The sequence below is a fragment of the Rhodoferax sp. TS-BS-61-7 genome (genome assembly GCF_002943465.1).
GTDB lineage: Bacteria > Pseudomonadota > Gammaproteobacteria > Burkholderiales > Burkholderiaceae_C > Allorhodoferax.
Window position 1 is genome coordinate 14,413 of record NZ_PTQY01000008.1, and the last position, 23,794, is coordinate 38,206.

Annotated in this window: 24 protein-coding genes; 6 read left to right on the forward strand and 18 right to left on the reverse strand. The window is 54.0% G+C overall.

Features of this window, described 5'->3' with window-relative positions; translation table 11 throughout:
• Positions 1–2: 2 nt before the first annotated feature.
• Together C5F53_RS17960 and C5F53_RS17965 are read right to left on the reverse strand one after the other, a co-directional pair.
• Positions 3–692 (reverse strand): hypothetical protein, encoded by a 690-nt coding sequence (locus C5F53_RS17960; RefSeq protein ID WP_370446752.1) that lies wholly within the window; start codon positions 690–692, stop codon positions 3–5.
• Positions 685–2,001 carry a hypothetical protein gene (locus C5F53_RS17965; RefSeq protein ID WP_105262781.1) on the reverse strand — a complete coding sequence of 439 codons (1,317 nt, stop codon included), beginning with the start codon at positions 1,999–2,001 and terminating at the stop codon, positions 685–687. The genes C5F53_RS17960 and C5F53_RS17965 overlap by 8 nt, the downstream gene beginning before the upstream one ends.
• Before the next feature lie 264 nt (positions 2,002–2,265).
• On the opposite strand from C5F53_RS17965, the gene C5F53_RS17970 reads away from it, so the two are divergent.
• The 3 genes from C5F53_RS17970 to C5F53_RS17980 all read left to right on the forward strand — a co-directional run bounded on the left by C5F53_RS17970 (position 2,266) and on the right by C5F53_RS17980 (position 4,704).
• Positions 2,266–2,547 (forward strand): HU family DNA-binding protein, encoded by a 282-nt coding sequence (locus tag C5F53_RS17970; protein ID WP_105262782.1) that lies wholly within the window; start codon positions 2,266–2,268, stop codon positions 2,545–2,547.
• A 79-nt stretch (positions 2,548–2,626) separates the two neighbouring features.
• Positions 2,627–3,076, forward strand: coding sequence for a DNA-binding transcriptional regulator (locus C5F53_RS17975; protein WP_105262783.1), 450 nt, complete (start codon positions 2,627–2,629; stop codon positions 3,074–3,076).
• 665 nt (positions 3,077–3,741) lie between these two features.
• Complete coding sequence (locus C5F53_RS17980; protein ID WP_105262784.1) at positions 3,742–4,704, forward strand: hypothetical protein; 963 nt, start codon at positions 3,742–3,744, stop codon at positions 4,702–4,704.
• 506 nt (positions 4,705–5,210) lie between these two features.
• On the opposite strand, the gene C5F53_RS17985 is transcribed toward C5F53_RS17980, so the two are convergent.
• The 3 genes from C5F53_RS17985 to C5F53_RS17995 all read right to left on the reverse strand — a co-directional run bounded on the left by C5F53_RS17985 (position 5,211) and on the right by C5F53_RS17995 (position 6,866).
• Positions 5,211–5,402, reverse strand: a complete 192-nt coding sequence (locus C5F53_RS17985; protein WP_105262785.1) for a hypothetical protein — start codon at positions 5,400–5,402, stop codon at positions 5,211–5,213.
• A gap of 138 nt (positions 5,403–5,540) precedes the next feature.
• Positions 5,541–6,347: a metallophosphoesterase gene (locus C5F53_RS17990; protein WP_105262786.1), complete on the reverse strand. Its 807-nt coding sequence runs from the start codon at positions 6,345–6,347 to the stop codon at positions 5,541–5,543.
• Positions 6,348–6,410: 63 nt separating this feature from the next.
• Positions 6,411–6,866 carry a hypothetical protein gene (locus tag C5F53_RS17995; RefSeq protein ID WP_105262787.1) on the reverse strand — a complete coding sequence of 152 codons (456 nt, stop codon included), beginning with the start codon at positions 6,864–6,866 and terminating at the stop codon, positions 6,411–6,413.
• Positions 6,867–6,931: 65 nt separating this feature from the next.
• On the opposite strand from C5F53_RS17995, the gene C5F53_RS18000 reads away from it, so the two are divergent.
• Positions 6,932–7,225: a helix-turn-helix domain-containing protein gene (locus C5F53_RS18000; RefSeq protein ID WP_105262788.1), complete on the forward strand. Its 294-nt coding sequence runs from the start codon at positions 6,932–6,934 to the stop codon at positions 7,223–7,225.
• A gap of 93 nt (positions 7,226–7,318) precedes the next feature.
• Entirely contained in the window at positions 7,319–7,813 is a 495-nt protein-coding gene (locus C5F53_RS18005; RefSeq protein WP_105262789.1) for an HAD domain-containing protein, read from the forward strand.
• 297 nt (positions 7,814–8,110) lie between these two features.
• On the opposite strand, the gene C5F53_RS18010 is transcribed toward C5F53_RS18005, so the two are convergent.
• The 11 genes from C5F53_RS18010 to C5F53_RS18060 form a co-directional block, all read right to left on the reverse strand.
• Positions 8,111–9,022, reverse strand: coding sequence for a hypothetical protein (locus C5F53_RS18010; RefSeq protein ID WP_105262790.1), 912 nt, complete (start codon positions 9,020–9,022; stop codon positions 8,111–8,113).
• Positions 9,019–9,987 (reverse strand): hypothetical protein, encoded by a 969-nt coding sequence (locus C5F53_RS18015; protein WP_105262791.1) that lies wholly within the window; start codon positions 9,985–9,987, stop codon positions 9,019–9,021. Before C5F53_RS18015 ends, C5F53_RS18010 begins: the two co-directional genes overlap by 4 nt.
• A gap of 300 nt (positions 9,988–10,287) precedes the next feature.
• Positions 10,288–11,331 carry a hypothetical protein gene (locus tag C5F53_RS18020; protein WP_146097392.1) on the reverse strand — a complete coding sequence of 348 codons (1,044 nt, stop codon included), beginning with the start codon at positions 11,329–11,331 and terminating at the stop codon, positions 10,288–10,290.
• Positions 11,332–11,846: 515 nt separating this feature from the next.
• Positions 11,847–12,551, reverse strand: a complete 705-nt coding sequence (locus tag C5F53_RS18025; protein WP_105262793.1) for a hypothetical protein — start codon at positions 12,549–12,551, stop codon at positions 11,847–11,849.
• A complete protein-coding gene (locus C5F53_RS18030) occupies positions 12,548–13,210 on the reverse strand; it encodes a hypothetical protein (protein ID WP_105262794.1) in 663 nt (220 codons plus the stop codon). Before C5F53_RS18030 ends, C5F53_RS18025 begins: the two co-directional genes overlap by 4 nt.
• A 157-nt stretch (positions 13,211–13,367) precedes the next feature.
• Positions 13,368–14,159, reverse strand: a complete 792-nt coding sequence (locus C5F53_RS18035; RefSeq protein ID WP_105262795.1) for a hypothetical protein — start codon at positions 14,157–14,159, stop codon at positions 13,368–13,370.
• A gap of 429 nt (positions 14,160–14,588) precedes the next feature.
• Positions 14,589–16,130, reverse strand: coding sequence for a hypothetical protein (locus C5F53_RS20185; RefSeq protein ID WP_146097393.1), 1,542 nt, complete (start codon positions 16,128–16,130; stop codon positions 14,589–14,591).
• A 3-nt stretch (positions 16,131–16,133) separates the two neighbouring features.
• Positions 16,134–17,066 carry an ATP-binding protein gene (locus tag C5F53_RS18045; protein WP_236635435.1) on the reverse strand — a complete coding sequence of 311 codons (933 nt, stop codon included), beginning with the start codon at positions 17,064–17,066 and terminating at the stop codon, positions 16,134–16,136.
• A 58-nt stretch (positions 17,067–17,124) separates the two neighbouring features.
• Positions 17,125–19,152 carry a hypothetical protein gene (locus tag C5F53_RS18050; RefSeq protein WP_105262798.1) on the reverse strand — a complete coding sequence of 676 codons (2,028 nt, stop codon included), beginning with the start codon at positions 19,150–19,152 and terminating at the stop codon, positions 17,125–17,127.
• Complete coding sequence (locus C5F53_RS18055) at positions 19,149–19,787, reverse strand: hypothetical protein (RefSeq protein WP_146097394.1); 639 nt, start codon at positions 19,785–19,787, stop codon at positions 19,149–19,151. Before C5F53_RS18055 ends, C5F53_RS18050 begins: the two co-directional genes overlap by 4 nt.
• Before the next feature lie 305 nt (positions 19,788–20,092).
• Entirely contained in the window at positions 20,093–21,013 is a 921-nt protein-coding gene (locus C5F53_RS18060) for an adenylate/guanylate cyclase domain-containing protein (protein WP_105262800.1), read from the reverse strand.
• Between the two features lie 366 nt (positions 21,014–21,379).
• On the opposite strand from C5F53_RS18060, the gene C5F53_RS18065 reads away from it, so the two are divergent.
• Positions 21,380–21,691 (forward strand): hypothetical protein, encoded by a 312-nt coding sequence (locus C5F53_RS18065; RefSeq protein ID WP_236635436.1) that lies wholly within the window; start codon positions 21,380–21,382, stop codon positions 21,689–21,691.
• Between the two features lie 4 nt (positions 21,692–21,695).
• Here the strand turns inward: C5F53_RS18065 and C5F53_RS18070 are convergent, their stop codons facing one another.
• Positions 21,696–22,616 (reverse strand): LD-carboxypeptidase, encoded by a 921-nt coding sequence (locus C5F53_RS18070; RefSeq protein ID WP_236635441.1) that lies wholly within the window; start codon positions 22,614–22,616, stop codon positions 21,696–21,698.
• Positions 22,617–22,623: 7 nt separating this feature from the next.
• Positions 22,624–23,742: a tRNA adenosine(34) deaminase TadA gene (tadA, locus tag C5F53_RS18075; RefSeq protein ID WP_105262894.1), complete on the reverse strand. Its 1,119-nt coding sequence runs from the start codon at positions 23,740–23,742 to the stop codon at positions 22,624–22,626.
• Between the last annotated feature and the right edge of the window lie 52 nt (positions 23,743–23,794).

A 23,794-nucleotide genomic window follows, 5' to 3' on the forward strand; every position in this document is an offset into this window, starting at 1 on the left:
CTTCAGGTTTCCTGACGGACTTCGGAATTATTCTGGGAGAGTTCAGCAGTGTTGGCCTCTTCTGCACGCGCTTTGGCCAATACTGCACTGAGGGTGCCATCCAGAATGCGAGGAGCCAGTACGTCGTAATCCAGCAGCAGATCCAGCAAAGGCCCCTCAACAATGTCTTCACCTTTGCGACCAATCAGGCCGTGGTTTTCTAGCCGTTTCAGATTGCCATCCAACCGAGTCTTCTTGCCCAACTGATTTCCAAAGTCCGACAGCAGCGCTTTGTAGGAAATCAAGGGGCTCACGCTTTCAGCGCTTGGCATCGGTCGATCGATACCAAACATCTCATTCTGCTGTGCATTCTCAGCATCTGCATCACGTGCTGCCTGTCGCTCGCGCTTGGGGAGGATGATCAATGCCCACAGTACAACCAACAGGGAAACGGCATCTTTTGGTAGATCAATATTATTGTGGTTGTTCAACCCACTTTCGCCGAATACAACGTGCTCTACGCTGCGGATCATGGCAGTGCTTACGTGGTCTGCATGGATGTTATCGACTAGCCGAAGACCCACCTGCGACAGTCGGTCTTCAACAGATTTCCACAAATCTGCATCTACCAGTGCGCGTTTGACCCGCGGGTGTTGGCGAGGTAGCCATCGCCGAGCCAGAAGCTCGGCGGCCAATAGTGCTGCATCATCCATTGTGTTCATTCTTTTCGCTGAGATTGATTTCCAAATGACCCTTGCTCATAGCCTCAACATGAGGGTCATCTACTTTAAAGACCGCAGTTTCGAATACGGTCTTCCAACCCGACCGAGCCAGTTCGCCCGTTTGGCCCTTCAATGTTTGGGCCTGGGCATCCCCAAGCAGCGGAAGCAACTGCATGCGATAGGCTGCTTGCGCGAAACGACCACCCAGGACCACTTCATGCAGATGGCGTGGCTCCGACGCGGCACTGGTTCCCAACTCACTCCAGTCTGAAAGCTTGTTGATCAACGCTTCTAGCTCTGGTGGCATGCGAAGAACCTCCATTTCGCCACTACCTGCGATGTTTGGCGGAGGCAACCCTTTCGAGCGCTGCGGATCAGGACGGTCTCGTTCCAGCTCACCTTCGGCGACATCCATCAAATCATGCTGGCTAAGGAACACCGGATACACGCCTAGAGAAAGTGCGTCTCCCAAGAGCTCATGCAAGGTTGCCTGCTCTCTAAGCCACTGCCTAACGTCTGAACTAGTAACGCCCGTACTACCCAGTGTCACGCGCTGCCGATCAACTTGCTGCATGGCACGGGTGAATTGACTGGCCATCGATAGCAAACGCGCTTGCGCATGCCCCAGTGCCCTTGCCTCGCGCTCCAAGCGCGCGTCATCGCTTTCGGTGCGAATGAGCGCAGTCAGGGCCTGACCCGCACGATCAACCAAGGTTAGCGCCCTCTCAAACCGCGGCTGCGCCTCTCGCAATCGAGCCTCCGAACCACTGGTGATTGCGTCAGAAAATTCGTCATGCAATCGCGCCAATTGGGCATGCAGATGTCTCAACTGTCCCGCATCCGCCAAGCCCAATGTCTGGGCGCCCGCAATCTGCGCCAACAAGGGGGCGAGCTCATCATCATCACTCACGATCCGCGTCATAGGTGCCAACAAACCATGAATCTGCTGGGCCAAACCGGAGAGGTGATAGTCCTGGGCAGTAGCGTCCCAGACAACAAGGCCTGTGTCTCTCAGTCGTTTGAGGGTGTTATCAATGGCCCCAGGCAATAAGGCATGAAAGAGCTGATTGAGATCATCACGGGTGATGCGTGCCTGAGGAATGCTAGCCAGCTCCATGAAACACCACAGACGGAGTTGTACAACGGGCCGGGGGCCGCTGAACAGTCCGCGCAAAGCGTCCAGAAGTTCCACGCGCTGGCAAATCGCCCAGGCTAATGGAGACTCTGCCGCTTGGGTGGGGTCGCGAAAGTACGACTCGAAACTCTCCCCATCCTCGCCCTGCTCTATTTTGTTATCCATGGCGTCATTTTGCCGATTTTTTCGGCTGTAACTCCGAGCCGCCCGGCAAAGTATTTGTTGCTTGCGGTAAGCTTTAAATCGCAAGCTAAACGCAGGCTGCTTTATGCCCAAGGTTCGATCGCAGTAGGCACAGGACATATGAACTTGAGCGTGGCCAGGCAGCTAGCTCAAAGCCAGAAACCTCGTGCTCTCCAATATTGCGACTCCATTTCAATCCCTTGTGTCAAAATTTGCCCCACCCCTTTTATTTTCTGGAGTATTAAATTGAACAAAGCTGGATTGATTGAAGCCCTGGCCAAAGAGACCGACATGTCCAAGGCTGCCGCTGGCCGCACCATTGATGCCCTGTTGCAAATCATCACCAAGACCGTGGCTAAGAAAGAAGACGTGCAGCTGATTGGCTTTGGCACCTTCAAGGCCACCAAGCGCGCCGCACGCAAGGGCAAGAACCCCCGCACCGGCGAAGCACTGAAGATTGCCGCCGCCACTGTGCCAAAATTCAGCGCCGGTGCAGCCTTCAAGGTCGCAGTGAATAAAAAGAAGTAAATCGGTCGGTTTCAAAAAGAGAGGCGGCAGCTGTAAAGAACAGTGCCGCTTTTTGCATTTCAGGACTAGTATTCAAAAAATGAATCCATTGATCAATTCCCTCAAGTCTGAAATCGCCCGTGTGGCCCGCAAAGAGCTCAAGGACGAGTTATTGGCTTTGCGCAAAGCGACGACAACCCATCGATCGGAAATCGCCGCATTGAAACGCCAAGTCAAATCGTTGGTCTCCGCACTCAAGGCTACAACCAGAGCGGCGAAGGTGGGCAGCAAGGAAGTCTCTGCAGCAGACGCGCCGACGGCACCGAGCATTCGCTTCAGCGCAGCACGACTGGCTGCGCTGCGCGCCAAATGGGGAATCACTCAGGCCCAAATGGCGGCCCTGCTGGATGTGTCCTACCTATCGGTGCACAAGTGGGAAGCGGGAGCTGCCAAGCCCCGGGCAGCACAGCTGCAGAAGATCGTCGGGGTCATGAAGATGGGCAAGCGCGAAGTCCAGAAGAAACTGCAGGGTGAAACTGACCCGCAATAGGGAAAGGAGCGCCCGCAAATGTCTTGGACTACAACTTTAGGCAAGACTGGCCTATTCCAACTGCCTCCAGCCAGCAAGTTCAAAGTGGGTCAGCGGGTGTATTTTTCCTTCCCTCGCAATTCTGAAGGTCTACTTATCAGCGACAAGCCGGTACGCATATTTCAAGGTCGGTTTTTCTCCGGCAGGGTAAAACATCTGTCCAAGCCATACAGAGACGCCTTGAAGCGGTGGAAGCACTGAGACCAGTCAGAGCCTCTTTCTGACTTCGTTTTGCCCGCTAGGTGCTTATCTGAAAATGCTGTTGAGCGACTGCGCCAGCCGAGAACCCGCCAGTGCCAGTTAGAAAAGCATGATTGGCGAAAAGCCTTCGACATATGCCTGGGTGGCTGTGAACCGGATTTCGCAACGATCTTGCATGACTCTTCCGCAGCCATTGCCGAACTAAAGATGCCTGAGGTGCGCGCCCGACTACTCTTTAATCCTATCCAGCTGCAGCTGCAGCTGCTGTTTGACCTGCGAAAGCTGTGATGTCTGCAGAGGCGTGAACTACCCAGCGGAAAGATTGGCACGTACCGGCGAATCGGAACTTAGTATGGCTCTGTCGTCCATAAACTCCCCTCGCTATTTTTCACGACTGGTCATCTTGACCACAATTTCACATACGTATGCCTCGCTCCGCAAGACTGAAACCCTCTAGCTCAAAAGCATCTCTCGCCACCACCATCGCCACATGGTTGACCCTCGCTTTAACCATAGTCACGTTGAACCTAACTCTGCTGGGTTATGGATATGACTTGGCGTACTTGGATGCACTTGGTCTGAATCCCGAAGACCTCCAACGAACGCCAGTGGATTTCTTAATGCGCAGTTGGCGCCCCTTCATGACCTTAATCGATGGGCTTACCAAGTTTTGGACTTTGGAGTCCCAACTCAGACTCTGGGATAGGTTCTTGCAAGACAATGCCCCGCTACTCGAAGTGATTTCTATTGTTACCGCAGTGTTGGCTTACTGTGTACAGCACTTGGGCAGCGTACGAAAGGTGATTGGTCAAGCTGCGGACTACAGCAAGGATTTTGTACATCGCAACTGCCCTTGGCTAGTACGCGTTGCGCGATTTGTAGTCAGCAAAGGGGCCGCGGTTCTGGCAAAACTCAAACAGGACCGAAACAATCGACTGTTTGGATATTCGGGCTCGATAATTAGCCTGACCATCATCGCAATTTTTCAAATAGCGACGGCGACTGTATGGTTCGTTCTGGTGGTAGGGGCGCTACTCGTTGCGTTTGTTCCTTTTTTAGGCTCTTCCACAGGGATGACAAGAGCAAAAAATGAGGTTCTTGATCCCGTGGGTTGTGCCATGCATGTCAACCCAAAACAGATCGACAAAAATCGATTGGCCAACTGTGTAAAAGTGCTGCGCGATGGAAGAGAGGTGGCCAGTGGCTATCAGGTTGATTTCAGTGCCAGCCGCGTTTTCTTGTTCCAGCCTTGTGTGAATAGCATAGTGTCGTTTCCGCTGGCTACTACGACGGTGGAACATATTGAGAACCTTGAGTACAAAGCGCGGGACAAGAATTGCGCGAGCTTCGCCGCGTACCAAAAATCCAAAATCACCAGCAAGCCTTGAACATTTCACGGGCGCGGCTGGAAGCAGGAGCGCATGTTTCTGCCAGTGATCCAGAATAGCCATCTACTTCGCGCCCAGCCCGACCGTCAGTTAAAGACTGCTTTTGAGCACTACATAAGTCTGCAATCAGTCGAGGCTGTGCTAAATCTCGAAATTCCAATCTAGGAACGGAAACGTTATAAAAAATCGACCTCACAGATCGAGCCACAGCGCGTGATCGCAATGTCGTGAACGGGTTGGTCCCTAGCCTGTCACCGGACAGTTATTTCCGCCCAAAGTCACAGGATCGTCGGTTGGTGCCACTGCGGAATGAGAGAAGAATCGGACTTACCCGAGGAACATTCGCTGGTCCAGTACAAGCCATCCTGACGCAACCTCATGGTTCGCTCCACCATTGAGCGCTTTGTGTTGACAGTTTTCGTGGCATCGGTTCGGCGCTGGAATCGAGTCGAGTGAGGCGATTTCAGCACTATTTCATCCTTGGGGAGGGCAGCAGAACAGCCATGCTACTCGGGCACGATGTGCCTATCCTTCTTGAGTTTAGCTTCTGCGCTGCGATGATGTTGAACGTTCCGGTCGGCCTTTTTCAGTTCGGCACGAATGCCTTTAAACGCACCTATCACGGGTGCAAAGTACATCCGAATGCTGTCTTTCACGATACGACGAGTCTGTTGCGATCGGAATGCGAAGAGCTTCATGCGAACATCTCCTTAACTGAGGCGCAATTGGAGCGGATTACGTACAGCACCCAGCGGTGTCAAGACATTTATCGTGGTCATGGCAGCGATCGCTTTCTTGGGATATCAGGTTATGGGAAGACAAAAATGCGTTGCAAGTCAGCCCAAGGAGATCACCAGCTCTGCGTCAAAAGCCTGGTTCTCGAACACAAAGTCCTCCCTGGATGCCACCGAGGCCCGGTTGCGGACATACCCCGCTGGATTCGCCACTACCCGACACCGCCCTATCTGGTAGTCAAAAGAGTCATGGACATGGCCATGGAGCCAAAGGTCTACATGGGGCATCAGCTGCGACAGGTCGCTGACATAGGCCGCATTGAGCTTGTCTCCTACGTACCGAGGATGAACAGACAAAGGATGGGGCCCATGGTGGGTAACCACCACGGTCTTCCCTTCAAATGGCTTGGCCAGCTCCTCCGCCAGCCATTGCCGTGATACAAGGTGTTGCTTCAGGGCATCCTGGGGGGCAAACAGTCCAGAATCGGTGTGTATTCGTTGATGATCCATCAAACGCCCCTGGACTTCCTCCATCACGTGTTCCTGGGTGTACATAGACCGCAATCGGTAGTCTGTCCATAGCGTGCATCCCAGAAAGCGAACACCACCGATGACGATCACATCCCGTTCCAGGTAATGAATTCCGGCTGCGGCCGAGGATTCCCGTAGGTGTTGAACCACGGTGCCCAGCGTTTCCCCATAGAACTCATGGTTGCCGGCCACGTAGACGATGGGAATTTTCCTGTTCGATGCCCAAGGTGCGAAGGTATCCATGGCCAGGGCACCTTGGTGTATGTCTCCGGCCAAAACTAGGACATCCACATCCAAGGCCAGTGAGATCAATTGCTCCTCGGGCCAACGCGGGTGCAGGAGGTCCAAATGCAGATCAGAGGCAAGCTGGATTTTCATTGGTCACGTCGAAAGCTAGCAGTCATTTTTGGCTACTGGTTTCGCTAAAAACACCTCAGAAAGTCAATTGGTGAATTTGAATTTCACGGCATCCAGCTGAAACTCAACCGCGTTATTTCCAACGAACGAAGCAGGATACCTCTCGCCAGAGGTAGTTTCAAAAACATCCATTGGCATGTATTCGGCGTCGGGCTCACGACCCGACCAAACCACACCAATCTGGTCCATTTTCCAGGTATCGGTTCCGTTGACATGTCCGGGGGTGAGGATGTGCACCGACTTCAAGTGGATACCACTTTCCGGCCCTAAGCCGATCAACTCCTCAACACCACTGAACTCGGCGAATAACATCGTGCGGCCACACGCAAACTCCGTATCTCCAGGTACCTCAAAATGCTCAAAGTAGGCCAGAAACCACGTTTGCTGCAATGTCAGTTCGGCTGCGGACCAGACAGTCTCGCCAGGTTCGCAGAACAGGTTTGAAATAGGAGAGCGAAATGCGGTGCGGGTGAAGAACATAGAGACTCTAAATGAACACTATAGATTGTAGCTCTATAGATGTCATTGCTAATTAATCGGAGTGGATGTCAAATGCCACCGAGCCACGGAATAACTTCGCCGCTGCACTTCGAACTATTCGCAAATCGAAGGGGTTGAGCCAAGAGGCCTTCGGTCTTATTTCAAGCCGAACTTATGTCAGTACCTTGGAGAGGAAGATCCAGTCTCCGACGCTGAACAAAGTAGATGACTTGGCTGAAGTCATGGGAGTTCATCCTTTGACGCTGCTTGCCGTGTCATACCTTCGTAAAACAGACGCATCCACCGTGGACAAAGTGTTGGCCATGGTTGCTGTCCAAATTTCAGAACTCGAAAAATAGACCCAGGAAAGGCTGACTCAACCGGCATACAACGGGTGCTAGCACTTGGCTAGTCTGTATAGACTTGGGTGTTCTCCAATACGATGCATCACCATGCTCTCTTTCAGCCCAAACAGCGGGGCCGTTTCAGCCGTACAGATTCTGTTCCTGGATTTCGATGGGGTGATGCACCCCGAGTTTTGCCACGAATCCAAGCACTTTGTGCACCGAGATACCTTTGAGGCCGTGGTACGTGCAGCCTCGCATGTCGAGCTGGTTATTTCCAGCACATGGCGCAACAGCCGGCCCCTTGATGAACTTCGGGCGTTGTTTACCGCCGATGTAGCGGCTCGGATTATTGGCGCTACCCCGCTGTATGCACAGTTGGAGGAGGTGCCAGACACACTGGTTGGCTATGCGCGTGAGGCCGAATGCAGACACTGGCTGCAGCAGCATGGACGGGCTGCGCAGGAATGGTTGGCCGTGGACGACAGATCCTGGAATTTCCGACCATTTAACCCCCATGTCTTTCTGGTGAACGGAGAGGTGGGTCTGGATGCCGGCACTGCCGAGAAACTTGCTGCCCGCATCCATGGTGTATCGGTTTGAGGGAATCAAGTTAGTGATGCACTGTCTGGACACGCCATTTGCATACCTTTGCAGCACGAATGAATGGGGCACGCGCTCAAAGCCTGGGTAGGGACTTAGTTGATGCAAGTGGCACCGCCATGTCCCTAAAAAGAAGGCTATTGAAGTACCTCATTCAACACTCCGAATCAGTAGCAAACTCCATTGAAATACCTGACTGACGCAGATTTAGCCGAGCGTGGTTTTCAAAGCAGTTCAAACTTCCAAATCCACCTCATCACGGTGTAATTTGCTTTTCGCTGACTTGTGAAGAATCATTCATCGAGCTGTGGTGAGTTGCAGGTACCTTCGGATGGCGATCTGGAACTGCCGTATATCCATGGGCCGGCTGGAGAGTAGCCCATAGTTGATGCTGTGCAGCGCTTCATCCTGGTCCTCAGGGCTTTCAAGCAGTGCCTGCATTCCGCTGTTGATGCCGTCGAGTTTTGACCGAGTGCCTTCGGGTGCGCCAAGCTCTTGCAATGCCTTGTGCCAGACGTCTGGCCAGGTCTCCACAGCATCTTCGTCGAGTTGGTCACTGATAAAGGCCATGGCGACAACGCGGCCGAGGTCTTTGTTGGCGCGTTTGACCAGGCGCCCCTCAATGGAGGCCGACATCCTTTGGTCCTCAATTCGCGGATGGTGCAACAGGTTCGACAAGGCCATGGTGGCAACGCTGGCCAGCTGGAGGCCGCTTTCGTGGGGTACAGGTTGATACTGCGTTACGCCAAGGTACGCGAAGCTGGGGATTTCAAAGTGGCTAGTGGATGTTTCCACCCGTTCGCTGTAGCGGGTATTGCCTTCTGCATCCGGGGCCAGCGTTGGTGGGGCTCCGAGTAGTTCGAGGAACCATTCGTCCTTCCCGTCCCCTGGAGGTTTCAGTCGAACCACTGGCAGTTTTTCCTGGGGTGTGGTGCCGTTGGCAGGGAGCGTGAACCTGTCGGTATCTGCTCGTGGCTCCCAGCCCTCCTCGATCAGGGTGGTGGCGATTTCCCTGGCAGCGATCACAGCGGTTGCGTTAGGCGCGAGCATTCCATCGATGTCCTTGGTCCGCAGCTCGGTGTCCGCATCTTTGATGAGCTGGGCGGCGGCAGAAAGGCTCCCGACGATGATGATGCTCTTGTGGTGCTTTTCCGGTAGCGCCTGGGCCAGTTTGCGTAGAACAACGTGGGCGTTGAGGGAGTCGCTCATGGTTTGAGTCCTTGTTTGATCAGCTGCAGCGCGTCATTCACCTGGTGGGTCAGCCCGGCCTTTTGCAGGTTGGCGATGCAGTCGGGCAGTGAGCCCCAGTTCTGGCCATCCCGGTATTCAAAGAGCGGCGCCGGCCGGTCGATGAAGTGGACCACAACATGCGCCATCTCGGTGCGCCCTTCAAAGCGCTCCAGGCCGGGGTCCATCTCGGTGATGAAGGACAGGTCTGCCCTCCGGGTGCCGTGCACCAGGATGTCCAGCTGCGGGGAGCTGGTAACGTCCAATGCCGGCAGATGATGCAGTGTCCCCATGAGCCCACCTATGGCCAGATCCTCCCGCTGCAGGCGGGCCAGTTCCTTGGCCAGCCGCTTCCCACTGCGCGGGGATCCCGAGCGGTCGATGTAATACACACTGGAGAGTTGGTTGGTGCGCTGGATCCAGTAGAGCCAGTCGTTCTGGGCAAAGTAGCGCAGGCGCAGGGTCTTGTCCTCCGGATCCTTGTCGATGCAGTGCTCATAGGTATTGAGCACCTTGTAGATGGTGGGCAGGCTGGCCTTGGTCTCGGCCGCAATGGTGCTGATGCTCACCCCTGGCAGGGACTGTAGATGGCGCTGCAGTAGGTAGACCACCACGGCTTCCTGACTGGCTGTCGAGGGCTTTCTGGTGGAGTCGCTGATCAGCCGAGGCATATCCATGACCAACTGCTCTGATTGCCGCGCAGATCGGACGTCATGAACCAGAATGCGGCCGGCGATGTGCGGGTGTGTAATGCTTTTGAACTGCTCAACTTCCATATCCACCCGTTTCTTGACCAGCGTGCAGCCGATCAGGTAGAGGTGGGCATCGGCCAGATCTGGCTGGGCCTGGAGCTCGTATGCGGCTTCCAGCAGCAGTGTGCGAAGGTCACGGGTGTTTTTGAGGTCGTAGGACTGCAGCTGGAGGTGGCGGCCCAGGGTGTCCGTCATTACGTTATGGCTTTCAGTGCCACGACGGGCAGGACGGTGCAAGAGCAGGCTTGTCATGATTTATGCGCGCATTTAATTACTTGTGCGCATTTATTTTAATGCGCGCACATATTTAAAGCAAGACGATCCTCTACAGAGCAGAAGTAGCCAAAGTCGTTGAGAGATTGGGATCATGTGTTCCCCGCCCGCTGATCACATCAAGCACGTTGGTCAGTGATACCCGGAACGACGATCAGTAATTTACAAGATACGCCCCATTCCCTCCGAATGGGGCAAATAGCGCCAAACTAAGATACACCCTTAACCTGTACGAGCACCTGTTGGCTTGCCAACTGGAATTTCAAGGTAATGCAGAAGGCGAGGTCGGAGCTGGTCAGAGCGGAAGCGGCCAAAGGACCAAGTACCTTCAACGTTGAAGGAGCTGTCCGTTGCCAGTGTGACGCAAATTTTTTCGACACCAAGAACAACGCCGTCGAGGTCATTGAATCCGCCCTGCAACCAGTTAGGTCGATTCTCAGGGAATTTCTTAAATTCTTTGTTGTAGTGAGGCTGGAAAACGGAAATCAGCGAGGCCTCCATAGCCTCAAACAGACTGTTCTCTCCTCCAGACACGACCATCTTGAGGACTTCCTCTGTCGTCAGAATGACGCCACCTGGCACTTCGTGGAGAAGGGAAAAAGCTGGGTTGTATGCGAAGATGAACAGGTCGCGATTTCCATATGTGCGCTGAAAAACCCCTGAAATCTCCACCACCTTCTCGTGTGCGGTGGCACGCTTGAAAACGTCGCTACTTCCGTTCTCCCCGCAAGCTATGCCGATGTATTCCACCTTAAAGTCAGTCAGCTCAGTTGGTGTATCGAAGCGAATGAAATGAAGCAGGTCTGGGGTTAGGAAGTAGTTGATGCAGGAACCATCCGAGTGAACAAACTTTAACCCTAGGAGCATAGCCTCAGGCATCGGTGGGACTGCCTCGATAGAGACGACGTCTTGCGGTCGGAGGTTCGACGGAATCTTATACGGTGAGGTCCCATCCAGCACCAGCGTGAAAGGCAAAGGAGTCTCTTTCGGTGCGGTCCGAAAAACGAGAACTCCCTTGGCTCTCAGCGTGGTCCTCGACCACTCAATCGGCTGGTGTGAGAAGTAACTTGCCGTCCTTGAACCCAGAACGTAGAGGTTGTAGTCACGCGTGAGGCCAGAAACCTCAACTTTGCGGCCGCGGCTGTCAAAAAACACATCGCTGGTACGCCCGTCCAGTTTCGCCTTCTTGAGCATCTCGGGGGCGTCTAGATTCAACAGCACCGGAAAGCCGCTGAAATAGTCAAGTCTTGCCTTTGGACTAGTCATCTGAACAACATCATACTGTGCCCAGCCCCCCCCCAGCTGCGCTGGTGCTGTTGGCTGAACTCCGACATTAAGTAGCTACTAGCGGATTCCGTTATGCCCCAATCCCAAAATCTGGTACGGGCTGCGTCGGAGGATTTGCTGATGGGCAGAGGTGTTGTAGTACCTAGGACAGTGCCGGGTTGAAGAGGAATAACCATCGACTCTGGGGGGGGGCGAAGGGATATGCACAAAAATCCTAGATGTACTAAGCGATGGCGACTTTGAAAAACTATCTGAGAGGATCCTCGCATTCGCCAATAGGTTGAAGCCCGGTCCATAGGCTGAGGTGTCCTGGCGTCATCCGCAAAACTAGGGTTTACCCGCATTCCAAGCCGCTACAAATAGCACTTAAACCGAGATCACCCCAAGCAGGACACTGGATCCCGCAGAAACGCCGCTATGGCATGCTCCGGCATCGCCAAGGGCTGCTTGCGTCGTTGAAATATCACAATGGTCTCTTGCGTGATCTGACTCAGCTACAGTCCCAGGAAGTGTTTTGCTGCACCAAAATTCGGAGCGTACTCCATGCTCACAGCGCTGAGATCTGCGGCGATGTCGAACTGAATATGTGTGGTGTTCGGTGCGTGGTACTCCTTCGTATTCGACGACGCGAAGACTATCGGGGCCGTTAGACCAGCAGCCCGCAACTGGCTTGCTGCCTCGATGTAGGCCTCAACGATCACACAATCCTTCATCGATTCCTTGCCTTTGCGGGCCGGTGTGCGCGGTGCATTGACGCGCCTGAAGGCACGACTGGCAACGCCATCGTTATGCGGTACTGGCCGCGCGACGTTCTCCCAGCGGTCAAGCACCGTCTTGGCACGGTCCACATGCCCCGAAATGTGCCTGACCTGCAGTGGGCCCAAGGCGCCGTAGGCCACAGCCACGTCGTGGATGCGTTGGATCTGCGCTTGAAACTTCTTGAGGCCGCTCAGAGCCTCCTCCTCGACGCCCGCAACATGGGAGGCAAGCTCCAGGGAGACCTGCCCTGCCATGAGAACGATCAGACCAGCACCCGTTTCGGCCGCCGCGAGCAAGGCGAGTCCGGCGAGCGCGTCACTGGGCGTCACGGTCTCGCGAGTGATGTCGCGGATCACGTCAAGCACCGTGCAAGTGTCAACACAAAGCACGGGGGCGTTCAGCGCTGCCAGACTGGCGATATCGCCGGAGCTCAAACTCATGGGCGCAACTGGTCGTACTGCTCCAGCAGTCCGAGTGCAAATTCGTAGTCGATCGCCAGTTCCTGCGCTTTCTCGAATGACCAATGTTCGACTTCGACAAGCCATCTTGCCAGTTGGTCCGAATCCAGTCGCGGAGTATTCCGATAAGCAGCGATCAGGAACGCATACCAGCGCTCTCGATCTTTCGGATGTGCCGCTCCGGTAGATTTATTGGCTAAGTGCGAGAAGCGCCTCAAGGCCGCCGCCGGCTCAACCGACAGCCAGTCGTCCAGAGACTGGCTGGCCGAACTCAGTTCGATCTCGAATCCCTCGACTTGGGCGGCAGGTCGCGCGACCCGTTCTACGAAGTCCTGCAAGATGGCGTTATACCGAGTAATGCCGAGCTCGCCGACATGGCGCGGCACAATGTTAGAGACGCGGTAGCCGTCGGCCTCCTGCCAGAGGACCAGGGCGGACTCATCGATGTCGTCGGATGCTGTTCGCACGAGGACGATCACGTCCTCGTCGTCAATAGCCCCATGTCTAATGTCGTCTTCGCGGTGAGGATCATGACACCACGGTGCCTGCACCCGAGCCAGGATGCCACCCCGGATCACGCTGGGAGTTGAGCGGCTATTCAAGTGCAAGTTCTGGAATACCTCAATGCTTTTTTCTGACATGTGGATGAGTCCGGTTGGAAAGTGTTGCAGCCAATGCGCAGCCTAGCACTTTCGGTGCACTGAGCCAGCAGATCGGCCAATCATTGCAAAGGTGGAATACAAGTACGAGGAACGATTCGCGAGACCTATGAGGCGCTAAAGCGCTAGCTAATAGCGCTCAGGGATTCATCAAAAGTCGCGCAAGTGGCAGGGTGAGTTTTTTGATAGGGCTGACCCCGAGGTCTCTTGCAAAGTAGTAACCCTCAGCACGAGAACGCATAAGCGCATTGGCCTCTGCAACGGCGTCGAAATCTAGGCATTGGCTTTCCTGGCCACCCATAAAACTGAGCTTGGGACTGATTGGCATCAAGGTCACGCCCCTGGTCGTATCAGGCACGATGAACTCGCCCTCCATGGCTTCGAGAATGCCCCAATTGATCGGGCCGGAGTGAATTCGATCGTGGTCCATTCTCACGCGCAGACTGATTCCGTTCATGAACCGGCGGGGCATGCGTCCACCAGGCAACATGAATATGCAGCCGTTGTTTTCCAGTATCTCTTGTTGGTCCAAGTCAAGATCTGAGCCAGTTATGCCGTTGGCATAGATGTCCTCTCGATCTTCTGCCTTGGTCTCATAGCGCGCCTTCCACAGAAAGAACATTTCGGTGATCGCTTCTTGCTGTTCGTCTGTGAATGTGCGGAGGCCATTGACTACCGCGTCAGTTACGTGTTGGTACGTGGCTTCAATTTGGCGGCTGCTCGTGGTCTCGGCCTTTTGATCCCACAGCCTCTTGACACAGAAGATCCCATGCTCGGGGTGCCGCTTTTTAACCGTCCCATATGGCAGTGACACAACACTTACCTCGCCATCGTCAGTGAAGCGGGCGATGGAATGCCGGGGCATCACATGCTGATTTATCGTCAGCTGGCGGGGATTGCCTGGTTGCGTCGGCTGATGTTTGTCCTTCATGCGGCCATATGCTAGCCGCTACCGGCCACCCAGAACACCACGTCGCCACAGTCATTTGCCGGATATGTCCACCATCTTTGACAGCAGTTTTGCATCTATTTGGCACGGGTGTCACTGACTGTGGCATCCGACAGCTATGACCAGGCAGCAAAGAGACAACGTCATCGGATTACCGCAATTGCGGTAACAGGACGAAACCGCTGCTTTGTCCGCTGAATGCCGGAAGACTGGTAAGCAATTTTCAGAACAATGGTTGATTCATTCTTCAGTACGCAGTGGTGTTTTTGCAAGGCGAATCGCTGGAGCTTTTGCTGTGCGAACGTCTGGCAATATTCATGCGGATACTCACCGCTACAAATAGCACTTAAACCGAGATAACCCCTAAATTCGAACAGGCATGCGCGGCTGCCTCACCCGGAATACGCCGTGTTAGCGACGAATCATTGCGAGACTGGACAAGGTAGTACGCAAATGCGCCCTGTTGCACACAGGGCGGTACTGCGCGATGGAGCCAGCCGCCTGGGGCTCGATGAAAAGCAAGCCAGGCTCTGATCGCAATCCTCGCCCACCGCAGGCCCAGTGGCGCGTCATGAAGTGCTCATGCTCGTTGAGGGTCCAGCCAACGGAGTTTTTGTTGAATTCGTTTTCTGAGATGCGGACCCATTGGGCAAAGCTGTCAAAGCAAGCGACAGCCAACAAGTGCGCATTGACCCACGCCTCAAAGGTAGCCGACCAATTGGCTGAAAAAATCGGCGCGTCCTTCGATATCCAGCCAACCAGTCCATAGAGATGGCCACGCTGCCGTCCATCGTCCAAGGAGGCTGGAATCCGCTTTCCTTCCCATTGCAGTCTCCAGCGAATGAACGCAAGAGCCACTGGGCAAAACGCTTGCGTTTTTTCCCCCTCCAGATTCCACCACAAGGTTTTCATCGCTTGTCGAATGCATCCAAGATGCGCATGCACATGGTGACGCATCACATGTCGACGCAGAGACCTGTAAACGCCCCAGGCGGCTTCCAGCTTGGGATCATTGCCTGGTTTCACCGATCGACGGGCCTTGTTTGCAGCCCCATGCACTTTTTTCCCTGATATTCCAATCGCCTCAGGTGTCGGTTCAACAAAGATGAATGTCGGGGGTAGCTCAACGAGGGAGGTCTGTGGAATGGCACCGAGACACACAGGTACCGAAGTCAAGACATCTGCGACGAACTGTCGGAAGTAGATCGCGCGGCGCAAAGAGTCCGGTTTGCTCAAAAACAAAGGCAAATGGGGGCGCCGCAATTGAGACCTGCACGCATCAATCAAAGTCGACAACTGGTCATTAAATGCCACCAGATCCGCGTGATCAGAAAACATCGCCGACGCCTTCTCATCGATGGGGGATGCTTGGCCTGGCTTGCGCAAGCCGGGTGAGAAATCCTTGCCGCAGCACGTGCAGCAAAAAAAAGAAATTTTTTCTTTGGATTCCAAAACATAGGGGAGTTGAGAACCGCAACCGGAGCAACGTTGCAGGAGCGTTTTGTGATGCACCTTACAGACACTGGCGAAATTCAGCTGAAAGGTAGCGGAATGAAATCCGTACCTCGCACAGTCAGGGCACCATACCAAATGGGGCGAAGCTAAATGGGCAGAGTTGGGAAACAGGAACTCCACAAAGCCCTTTTGAATACGGCTGGTGTCAAGATGCAGAGTATTGGCAAGTCTGGCAACCAAGATATGCGTCGCATATCTCAAATCTACATGGGGAAAGCGGGGGCGCCCCGCTGCAGCTACCCTCGTCTTTTCAGAATTGGGAGCCACGAACAGTTCGCACAAGTCCCTTGATGTCAGCGCATTGAGGCCGCCGAATTTGGCCAGCAGGCCATAGATCGAATCGCCGCCAGAGAACCATTCGGGACGCCAGCACCAAATAAGGTCAGGGCTTTTCGGATCATCAATTGCGATGCGGCCGACATGTACTCTGGACGCCATGATTCAGCTCGCGTTATCGGGATCCATGTCCAGCAGCAGCTCTTCCTCCGCTAGGGAAAACCTGGACTCTTCAATGGCTTTTTTCCACAGTACCGGGGTGAACTGAAAGTCTTTGGAGTCTTGGCACAAATCCGTCAGCGCAATCTCGACTGTACGGGCAAAGTAGGTCATAGGAACTTCCACGGTCGTACGGTACCCCCCTTCCCGATGTGCGTCCTCAAATTGCTGCCAAAGCACACCGGCCTGGGGGGAAAGCCTCACTCCACGGCTCCAGGCCAACGGCAAGAAAAACCGGGTGAAGGACCAGTCCGAATCTGCCGGGTAACAGGTATCGTCATAGCCCAACAAACAGCTTGCAGCCTCCTCCGCACTGCACACGCCACGAAACTCGATGTCATCGATCATGAATCGCCCAACGATTTGCGTCTGACGCGCTTCCTTCAGAGAGGTTTTTTGGTTTTTGAGCTGCGGCTGTCCGACCAGAAAGGTGATCATCCGGTAGCCGCGTCGCTCGAGTTCATCGTGAACTTCCCGCAACCACTCATATTCATCCAACTCCAGTTTCTGCGCCTCGTCAGCAAACACCACCAAAATGTTTTGCCGGGACTTTGCCAGTTGCAATATCAATGTGTTGATCAGTCGAATCCGCTTTCGGGGAGCAGTTCCTTTTTCGCTCTCCGCATGCCCAATGGCGAACAATAGATTCGTGAAAAAAGCTGATTCAGATGGGACCTTTCTTTTGTGACATGAAAACGTAAACGTCACGATGTTGGGAAAATCTGACTTCAATGCACTGGCGACATACCGGCAAGCGTAGGTCTTCCCGTATCTGGTTCGTGCATACACAATGGAGCCGGGGACTCGCAACTTGATGCACTTTTTAATCCGCATATAAAGTTGATCGATGGAATGTGTTCCAACGATGTACTTTTGCATCGTCACCGGGTGCGTGTCCCACGGTATTGGACGTACTATTTCGGGAGTCATACATCTCCTAAAACAAGATCGTTTTCCTCAGCTTCAGTGGAATTGGAGCCACTTGCTTTGGCGGACGTCTTCGTGGTTCAGGCGAAGCAGTTTCCGGTGGATCGGCGGCGGGCAAATCACCCTCTGCTAGAGGACTCTTCCCCAGAATATTGGCGTGGGTACGCGCGTCGTGCTCGGCGGCCTTGACACCTGAATACACGGAAGCAACCGAATTGCCGGCTCGCTTACTTTGCTTCGCTTCCTCCAGCTTGTATTTCACATAGGCCTCGATCGGGCTATCAGACTCGGAATACTTCAGCTTCTTCAGACGGTGAAGCCGCAGGATTTCTTTACGCAACCGAATCGAATGCGGAATGGTTCGCCATTGCCTACTTGCCTGCAAAATGCCGAGTTCCGCACCATCCTCAAAAAAAGCATGGACTGAGCGAACATCCCGCGCCATGAAGTAGATGCGAAGAATGCGTCCCACCAGTTCAGGACGACAGGCCAGAATGTCACTGGTGTAGCGAACACCTTCAAAGTTGATATGAGGAAGTTTCTTTCCACGCACTGTGACAATGACTGCCTCCTTGAGCAAAAACAGCTGGTGCTGCCGACTCAGAGGTAGTTTTTGCATCAGGTACTCTGGTTTGGAAGTCATGTAACGCATGGCTTCCAGCGGGGTACGACCACCCAGACCGCTGTGTGATTCGCCGTTCAGATCCGCGATCAAGACCTCTGCGACTTGCTCGAGCTCATCCAACTTCATGAGCATGGACAAATTCTGCCCGACGTCAGCAAGCGTTCGGACTTTGTCTGATGGACCAGACCCCACAGATCCCGGCACTTGGTGCAAACCACATTCCTCGAGCAAGCCAAAGAATCTTTCGATGATGGCCCGGTCATTGGGCTCACCGAGACGGCCTGAAATCGCCCAGCAATCCACGACCTGTGTCAGACGATGCAAGGTGTCGTGGGCCAGATGGCTTTTTGCGCTATCAAACTGAAACCAGTTCCAGCGGTGATAGGCCAGCTCCGGCATCACCTCATTCGGGAAACCGCCACCTTCTTTGATAGCCAAACCAGGTATTGTCAGTTTGACTTTTTTATGGGGTGCGATGGCTGCTTGCAATGCCTCCGCGACATCGTCCTTGTTGTATTCCGGCCCGACTGCCAGGTGGTAGCCCAGGGTCGCACGGCTCGCCACATCCTTGACGACCAAAATCCAGACGCGGCGGATTTCGATGATGGTCTCCATGCCAAACGGATCAGGGACAACCAAGGTGATGCGTACGTCAATTTTGTGGCCATCAAACTGAACAATACGAAAAGCGGTGTCCGCCACCGGCCATTGCCTAGTAGCCTCTCCCGTACCCCCACTCTCCTGCAGGTGGTCATCGGCAAGTCGGTGTCCGCCAGACTGCTCTCGAGTGATCCTGAGCACCGCCGCTTGGAAAGCCCTGTAGCCCAGCATGTCTTGGTTTAAAGGATATTCACCGGATTGAAGTCCTTCGGCCTTGCAGCGCCTCAGGAACTGAGAATGCATGGACCGAATCGACTTATTTACCTCTCGAAACTCTCCCTCGCGTAGCGGCCTGTTGCGCTCCTTGACGGCTTTTCTGAGCCACTTTTCGACGTCGTCAAATCGCTTGAGCAACTGCGTAAAGGCTCCGGCGGCGGCTGAGCCGACTAATAAAGAGCTGGCCGGGACAGCTGCGACACGTTCATATTCCTTGATGTGTTTGTAGGGGATGAGTGCTCGAAGGCCCTGAATACGCCCATCGGGCGCCTTGATCATGACACGTTCAATCAAACGGTAAATCTGCTTGGTATGGAGATTCGTACGCTTTTCTATTGCCCGCAATGAAACATGAGGCTCACTCACAAAGAGTTGAAAGGCTTCCAGATTCTGCCGATAGCTGTTCAAGGCATCGGTGTTGCTGCTGAAGGCAGACTCATCCACCCCAGGCAGGTTCTGAAAATCTCGCAGAAAATCCGGCAAGGATCCCCTGGTGAACGAAGTTGCCCCGAAAAGGAACTGATGTTTGGTATTCATGGCCTCGCCACCAGGACCTGCGGATGCATAGGTTTCGACTCCATAGAGTCGCAGACAAGACGACCTGAAATCAAAAGCTTGAAAACAGCCGCACGAACCAACATAGGGTCCGTATCCACTATTGCGTTTTCGATGTGATCGAGCCGCGTAGGTTGCTTGATTGCATCTTCGCAACGTTCCAAAAGCCCGTCACTCAGGAAGCTCCTATGTCCGGCCAAATGCTGAAGAACCACTGACCAGTTGTCATACCGCATTCTTTTGCTCTCGAATGAAGTCGGATCGACTTCAACAATCGCGGCCTTCTGCATTACCACCCATTCACGGAATTTTGAATATCCGACGTCCCAAGACTTCGGGGTATTCGTCTTTTCGGGGCTCAAGAAGACATAAAAACTGGACACGCCGTCTTGCAGTGCCCAGAAATCGACTACTTTCTTAGGCTTGATACCTGGCACCAATATGGGGCGTTCACAGATTTCTTGGACCCGATGGTCAATTTCCAAATCGATGAACTGACACAGTGCAGACTTGCCGAATAGAACCATTCGGCGATTGGCCTTGAAACTGTAAACGTCCAAGCGATACGACCCATACGGCTGCTTGTCGTCGGCTGCAACGGTGTAGTTGAGTGTCATACCAGCACGTCTTTTGATCATGCATGTATAGACATAGCTTTTTATTTGTCAAAATTACCTGCAAAACTAGGAGGTAAAAGTGTCAACGAACCGGCTGCAAACCCGCGTCAAGCCTAGAAAGTTGAGGCAATCTGCTTGAAAAGCTTGTGCAAGCCGGGGGAGTGAATTTCCGAGTACTGACACTTTTACCTGCCAGATCTGCAAATTGTCAGTTTTACCTCCCAAATGCTGGAAGAAAAACTGTCAACGCTTAGGGGAGCTACAGAGTGAAATCACCTGCTTGAGGTGTTGTCACTTTTACTTCGCTAGATGATTGTGAATGCCACTGTGGGAACACTGAGGTCGGCAAAGGACGCCCCCAAAGCCAACTCACCTTTTCCATGCAGTACACACTCCTCACGCCGCAACAGAACGTCGGCGCCCCCAGCTTCTGAAAACCGGACCCAGCTGCCATAGCTGCTCACGTCCACCAGCATCACGCAACCGTTGCGCCACTCCAGACGTGCGTGGGTACGCGAAACGCGAGGATCATTGACGACAAACTCCACATTTTTTACGCGGCCAATATGGATTGGTAGCTCAAACGATTTGAAGCTTTTCACAGTATCCATCCACTGCAACACCACTTCGCGACCCAAGGCATCGCCAGCACCCGACAACAAGTCGTCAGGATTGAGCTGCGCCTGCATGGTCAAAAAATCTGACGGCTCTTCTTCGCGCCACTCGATCTGAAACACATTGCAGGGCTCAGCGCGCCCCCGAATATGGATAGGCCCAAGCATGCGAAAGCTGCTACCGCGAACTTCCAACACACGGTCCAATGCGTTGGCACTGGCCCAAATCTGGTGCGGACCGCACAGATCGCACAAACGGGATGCCACGTTGACAGCATCCCCATAACAATCGTCTGCGACCATTTCAACCTCGCCCGCAGCCAAGCCAATACGTATGGGCAAACGCAGGTCGGAGGGTAAGCGCATCGTCTTTTTGTGGTGCAGTCTTTGAATATCAACCACCGCAGCCACAGCCTGATCTGGCTCAGAGAAGACAACCATGACACCATCGCCCAGCGTCTTGACCAGTCGCCCCCCATGACGTTCGCATTGCTGAGCGATCCAGGTCGTGATTTGGGTCACTGATTCGGTGGCGCGCGCATTCCCCAACGCCTCAAACACCGCGGTGCTGCCGTGCAAATCGGTGAAAACTACGGTCGCTTGAACACCCATTCCCAATTGATCCTGTTCTTATGCAGAGCTTGAGTTTAGGGCATACAGCGACGAAAGAGAACGTATGGCGCAATCCGTGTCTGGCAAAAAGAAAAGGCTCGTCATCACGCCGTTCATTCGAGGTTATGGCGACCAATCTTCATCTACGCTAGGCCGTGGTGATGCTCAAGCCAGTGCCATGCAGAGAGCAAAAAGTCCCAGTAATCTCAAATTCGCAATGCCGATAGGGAGTTCCCTTTCATGCGCAGTGTTGTATATCTCGCACAGCCGGTGTCAGCCCCTATTGCCCATGGCATTGGGTTTGCTTATGGTGCACTGCGAGTCATTTGAGAATAAATACATATGCGTTGGACACCCTCTAATTTCATGAACAGCCTGCTGAAAGGCGCCAACACGGGCAAGCCCAAGCGCGATGCCCCGACACTCAACGACATTCGGCACGCAATGCTGGAAGTCTTGGGGGATCGCGGTGCGCACGCTTACCCTATCGTGCAATTGCGAGTGACCTACGCCGATGACGTGCAAGATCTTTGGTACTTGCGGGGCGACGTAATGGCCGCTATCGCGGCCATGGACGGCGAAGCCACTGCACGGCAGCAATTAGTCGATGTGAGTGCAATGTTCAAGGGCTTGTTGCCCAGTGGATTGAGCTCACGTGCCAGCCCATTGGGGCACTAGCGACTCAGTGCCCCCAAACCAGCATCACGTCTTTGCCCTCGGCGGCCAACTCCGCCGACTTGCCTACCGGCAACAGCACCTTGGTTTGCACGTGTCCATAAGGCAAGTTCGTCAAAACTGGAATTTTGAGCTGCGACTGTAACCAGGCAACCACGGTATTGAACTTGTAGCCCTTATCGTGTGTGCTTAATTTGAAACCCGTGAACTGCCCCAAAGCAATAGCTTTTTGGTCGGCCAAAACTCCAGCATGCAATAGCTGGGTCAACATCCGCTCGATCTGGTAAGGATGTTCGCCGACATCCTCAAGAAAAAGAATGCCCCCTTTGATAGATGGGAAAAAAGGTGTTCCCACCATTGAGACCAAAACACTGAGGTTGCCACCCCAGATGGTTGCGTGGTGGATGTTCACCGGAGCGCCGGCCAAAGGCTGGCTTTGGCGCCAACCAGTACCTTCACCCTGCCCGCTTGCCATGTCATGGAAACAATCCTCCATGATGTCATCAGGCTGAAGATCGGGTGCGCCCCCCACACCAAAGCCTTCGCACAAAGCGGGGCCAGCCCAAGTAACCGCGCCCGTTTTGGCAAGTACAGCCAGCTGGAAGGCGGTGAAGTCACTGATGCCCACGAAATGCATGCCGCGCTCAATCGCCTTGGCAACCGATTTGTACTGAATATCGGCCAACATACGTGTGATGCCGTAACCGCCGCGCGAAATCAATGCGATGTCAGCGCCGCTGGCACATGCACGATGGATGGCGGCCAAACGGGTTTCATCGTCTCCAGCAAAACGCATATGGCTGCTCAATGCATCAACATCCACTTCGACGTCGTAGCCAAGAACACCAAGACGTTTGACGCCGCGTTTGAAAGCGGCTTTGTCGCGAACAGCCCCGGAGGGCGAGTAAATGTAAATATGTTTTTTCACCGTGGAATTATCCGTCGCAAAAAACTGCTTCAATCCGATCAACCCAAATATCGAACTGACCATCAAATACATCCAACACTGGGTTTTTACACGTGCTTGGGGAGACTGCTTTCAGTTGTTCAAGAAGTCCTGGAGAGGCACGAAGTGCAGCCTGATGCCCTTGATCCGGATAGGGGTAGCCATCCGCCACGGCATCGGGACAGGAGGGTACTTGAAACACCTCCAGAGCCTGCGTCGCTTCGCTTCCCATCCACGCGTTGGCCAAATGGACCCCCTGCCCTTCCGCCAACACAAGGACCTTTGAAGGCGCCAAATGCATGAGCAATGACTGCAAACTACGCAAATGCAGTTGCAAGGTGTGTGCTGCGATCTTTTTGGGCTTGTCACTCATGCCAAAACCAATCAAATCAGGGGCAATAACACGGAGCCCTCTGGCACTGAGCGCGGAGATAAGGTGACGGTAGTGGTAACTCCATCCCGGCAAATCGTGCAAGCAAAGCACCGTGCATGCGGACTCCGCCGGCCCTTCATCCAGATAATGCATCCGCCATCCGCGCAGGTCTTCGGTATTGCTAAAGAATTTGGAAGCAAAAGGATAATCCTGGATGCTCGCAAAAGCGGCCTTGGGAGTCCGCAGTGCATCGTCCATCAGTGGTTGTGCATGGGCTTCACGCTCCTGGCGGCGTTCTTGAAAAAAATTACGCAAAGTGCCGGAACACTCATCCGACAAAACTCCGGCGGAAACTTGGGTGTGGTGATTGAGTTGCTGGATGGCAAACAAATCGAGCACCGATCCTGCCGCCCCTGTTTTGGAGTCGGCGGCACCATAAATCACCCGCTGAATACGGGCATGCAACATGGCGCCAGCGCACATGGCGCAGGGCTCAAGGGTGACATACAGCTCGCAACCCTCAAGACGATAGTTACCTAACTGCTGAGCCGCCGCGCGCATGGCCACGATTTCGGCATGGGCAGAAGGATCATGTGACGCAATCGGTGTGTTTCGCCCCACACCGATTACTTGTCCGTTTTTCACCACTACTGCGCCTACAGGGATCTCTCCAGCGGCCTTGGCGGCCTCCGCCTGTGCCAGGGCCATACGCATAAACGTGCTGTCTTGAGTCATGCTGAGATCGTAGCCTGCGCCAAGGTTGGCATGCGGCACAAGTTCAAAAGAC

What these genes read in the sequence shown, in the direction of transcription:
- C5F53_RS17960 (WP_370446752.1), bottom strand. Translation starts at nt 692, where the DNA reads ATGGATGATGCAGCACTATTGGCCGCCGAGCTTCTGGCTCGGCGATGG.
- C5F53_RS17965 (WP_105262781.1), bottom strand. Translation starts at nt 2,001, where the DNA reads ATGGATAACAAAATAGAGCAGGGCGAGGATGGGGAGAGTTTCGAGTCG.
- C5F53_RS17975 (WP_105262783.1), top strand. Translation starts at nt 2,627, where the DNA reads ATGAATCCATTGATCAATTCCCTCAAGTCTGAAATCGCCCGTGTGGCC.
- C5F53_RS17980 (WP_105262784.1), top strand. Translation starts at nt 3,742, where the DNA reads ATGCCTCGCTCCGCAAGACTGAAACCCTCTAGCTCAAAAGCATCTCTC.
- C5F53_RS17985 (WP_105262785.1), bottom strand. Translation starts at nt 5,402, where the DNA reads ATGAAGCTCTTCGCATTCCGATCGCAACAGACTCGTCGTATCGTGAAA.
- C5F53_RS17990 (WP_105262786.1), bottom strand. Translation starts at nt 6,347, where the DNA reads ATGAAAATCCAGCTTGCCTCTGATCTGCATTTGGACCTCCTGCACCCG.
- C5F53_RS17995 (WP_105262787.1), bottom strand. Translation starts at nt 6,866, where the DNA reads ATGTTCTTCACCCGCACCGCATTTCGCTCTCCTATTTCAAACCTGTTC.
- C5F53_RS18000 (WP_105262788.1), top strand. Translation starts at nt 6,932, where the DNA reads ATGTCAAATGCCACCGAGCCACGGAATAACTTCGCCGCTGCACTTCGA.
- C5F53_RS18005 (WP_105262789.1), top strand. Translation starts at nt 7,319, where the DNA reads ATGCTCTCTTTCAGCCCAAACAGCGGGGCCGTTTCAGCCGTACAGATT.
- C5F53_RS18010 (WP_105262790.1), bottom strand. Translation starts at nt 9,022, where the DNA reads ATGAGCGACTCCCTCAACGCCCACGTTGTTCTACGCAAACTGGCCCAG.
- C5F53_RS18015 (WP_105262791.1), bottom strand. Translation starts at nt 9,987, where the DNA reads ATGACGGACACCCTGGGCCGCCACCTCCAGCTGCAGTCCTACGACCTC.
- C5F53_RS18020 (WP_146097392.1), bottom strand. Translation starts at nt 11,331, where the DNA reads ATGACTAGTCCAAAGGCAAGACTTGACTATTTCAGCGGCTTTCCGGTG.
- C5F53_RS18025 (WP_105262793.1), bottom strand. Translation starts at nt 12,551, where the DNA reads ATGAGTTTGAGCTCCGGCGATATCGCCAGTCTGGCAGCGCTGAACGCC.
- C5F53_RS18030 (WP_105262794.1), bottom strand. Translation starts at nt 13,210, where the DNA reads ATGTCAGAAAAAAGCATTGAGGTATTCCAGAACTTGCACTTGAATAGC.
- C5F53_RS18035 (WP_105262795.1), bottom strand. Translation starts at nt 14,159, where the DNA reads ATGAAGGACAAACATCAGCCGACGCAACCAGGCAATCCCCGCCAGCTG.
- C5F53_RS20185 (WP_146097393.1), bottom strand. Translation starts at nt 16,130, where the DNA reads ATGGCGTCCAGAGTACATGTCGGCCGCATCGCAATTGATGATCCGAAA.
- C5F53_RS18045 (WP_236635435.1), bottom strand. Translation starts at nt 17,066, where the DNA reads ATGCAAAAGTACATCGTTGGAACACATTCCATCGATCAACTTTATATG.
- C5F53_RS18050 (WP_105262798.1), bottom strand. Translation starts at nt 19,152, where the DNA reads ATGAATACCAAACATCAGTTCCTTTTCGGGGCAACTTCGTTCACCAGG.
- C5F53_RS18055 (WP_146097394.1), bottom strand. Translation starts at nt 19,787, where the DNA reads ATGACACTCAACTACACCGTTGCAGCCGACGACAAGCAGCCGTATGGG.
- C5F53_RS18060 (WP_105262800.1), bottom strand. Translation starts at nt 21,013, where the DNA reads ATGGGTGTTCAAGCGACCGTAGTTTTCACCGATTTGCACGGCAGCACC.
- C5F53_RS18065 (WP_236635436.1), top strand. Translation starts at nt 21,380, where the DNA reads ATGAACAGCCTGCTGAAAGGCGCCAACACGGGCAAGCCCAAGCGCGAT.
- tadA (WP_105262894.1), bottom strand. Translation starts at nt 23,742, where the DNA reads ATGACTCAAGACAGCACGTTTATGCGTATGGCCCTGGCACAGGCGGAG.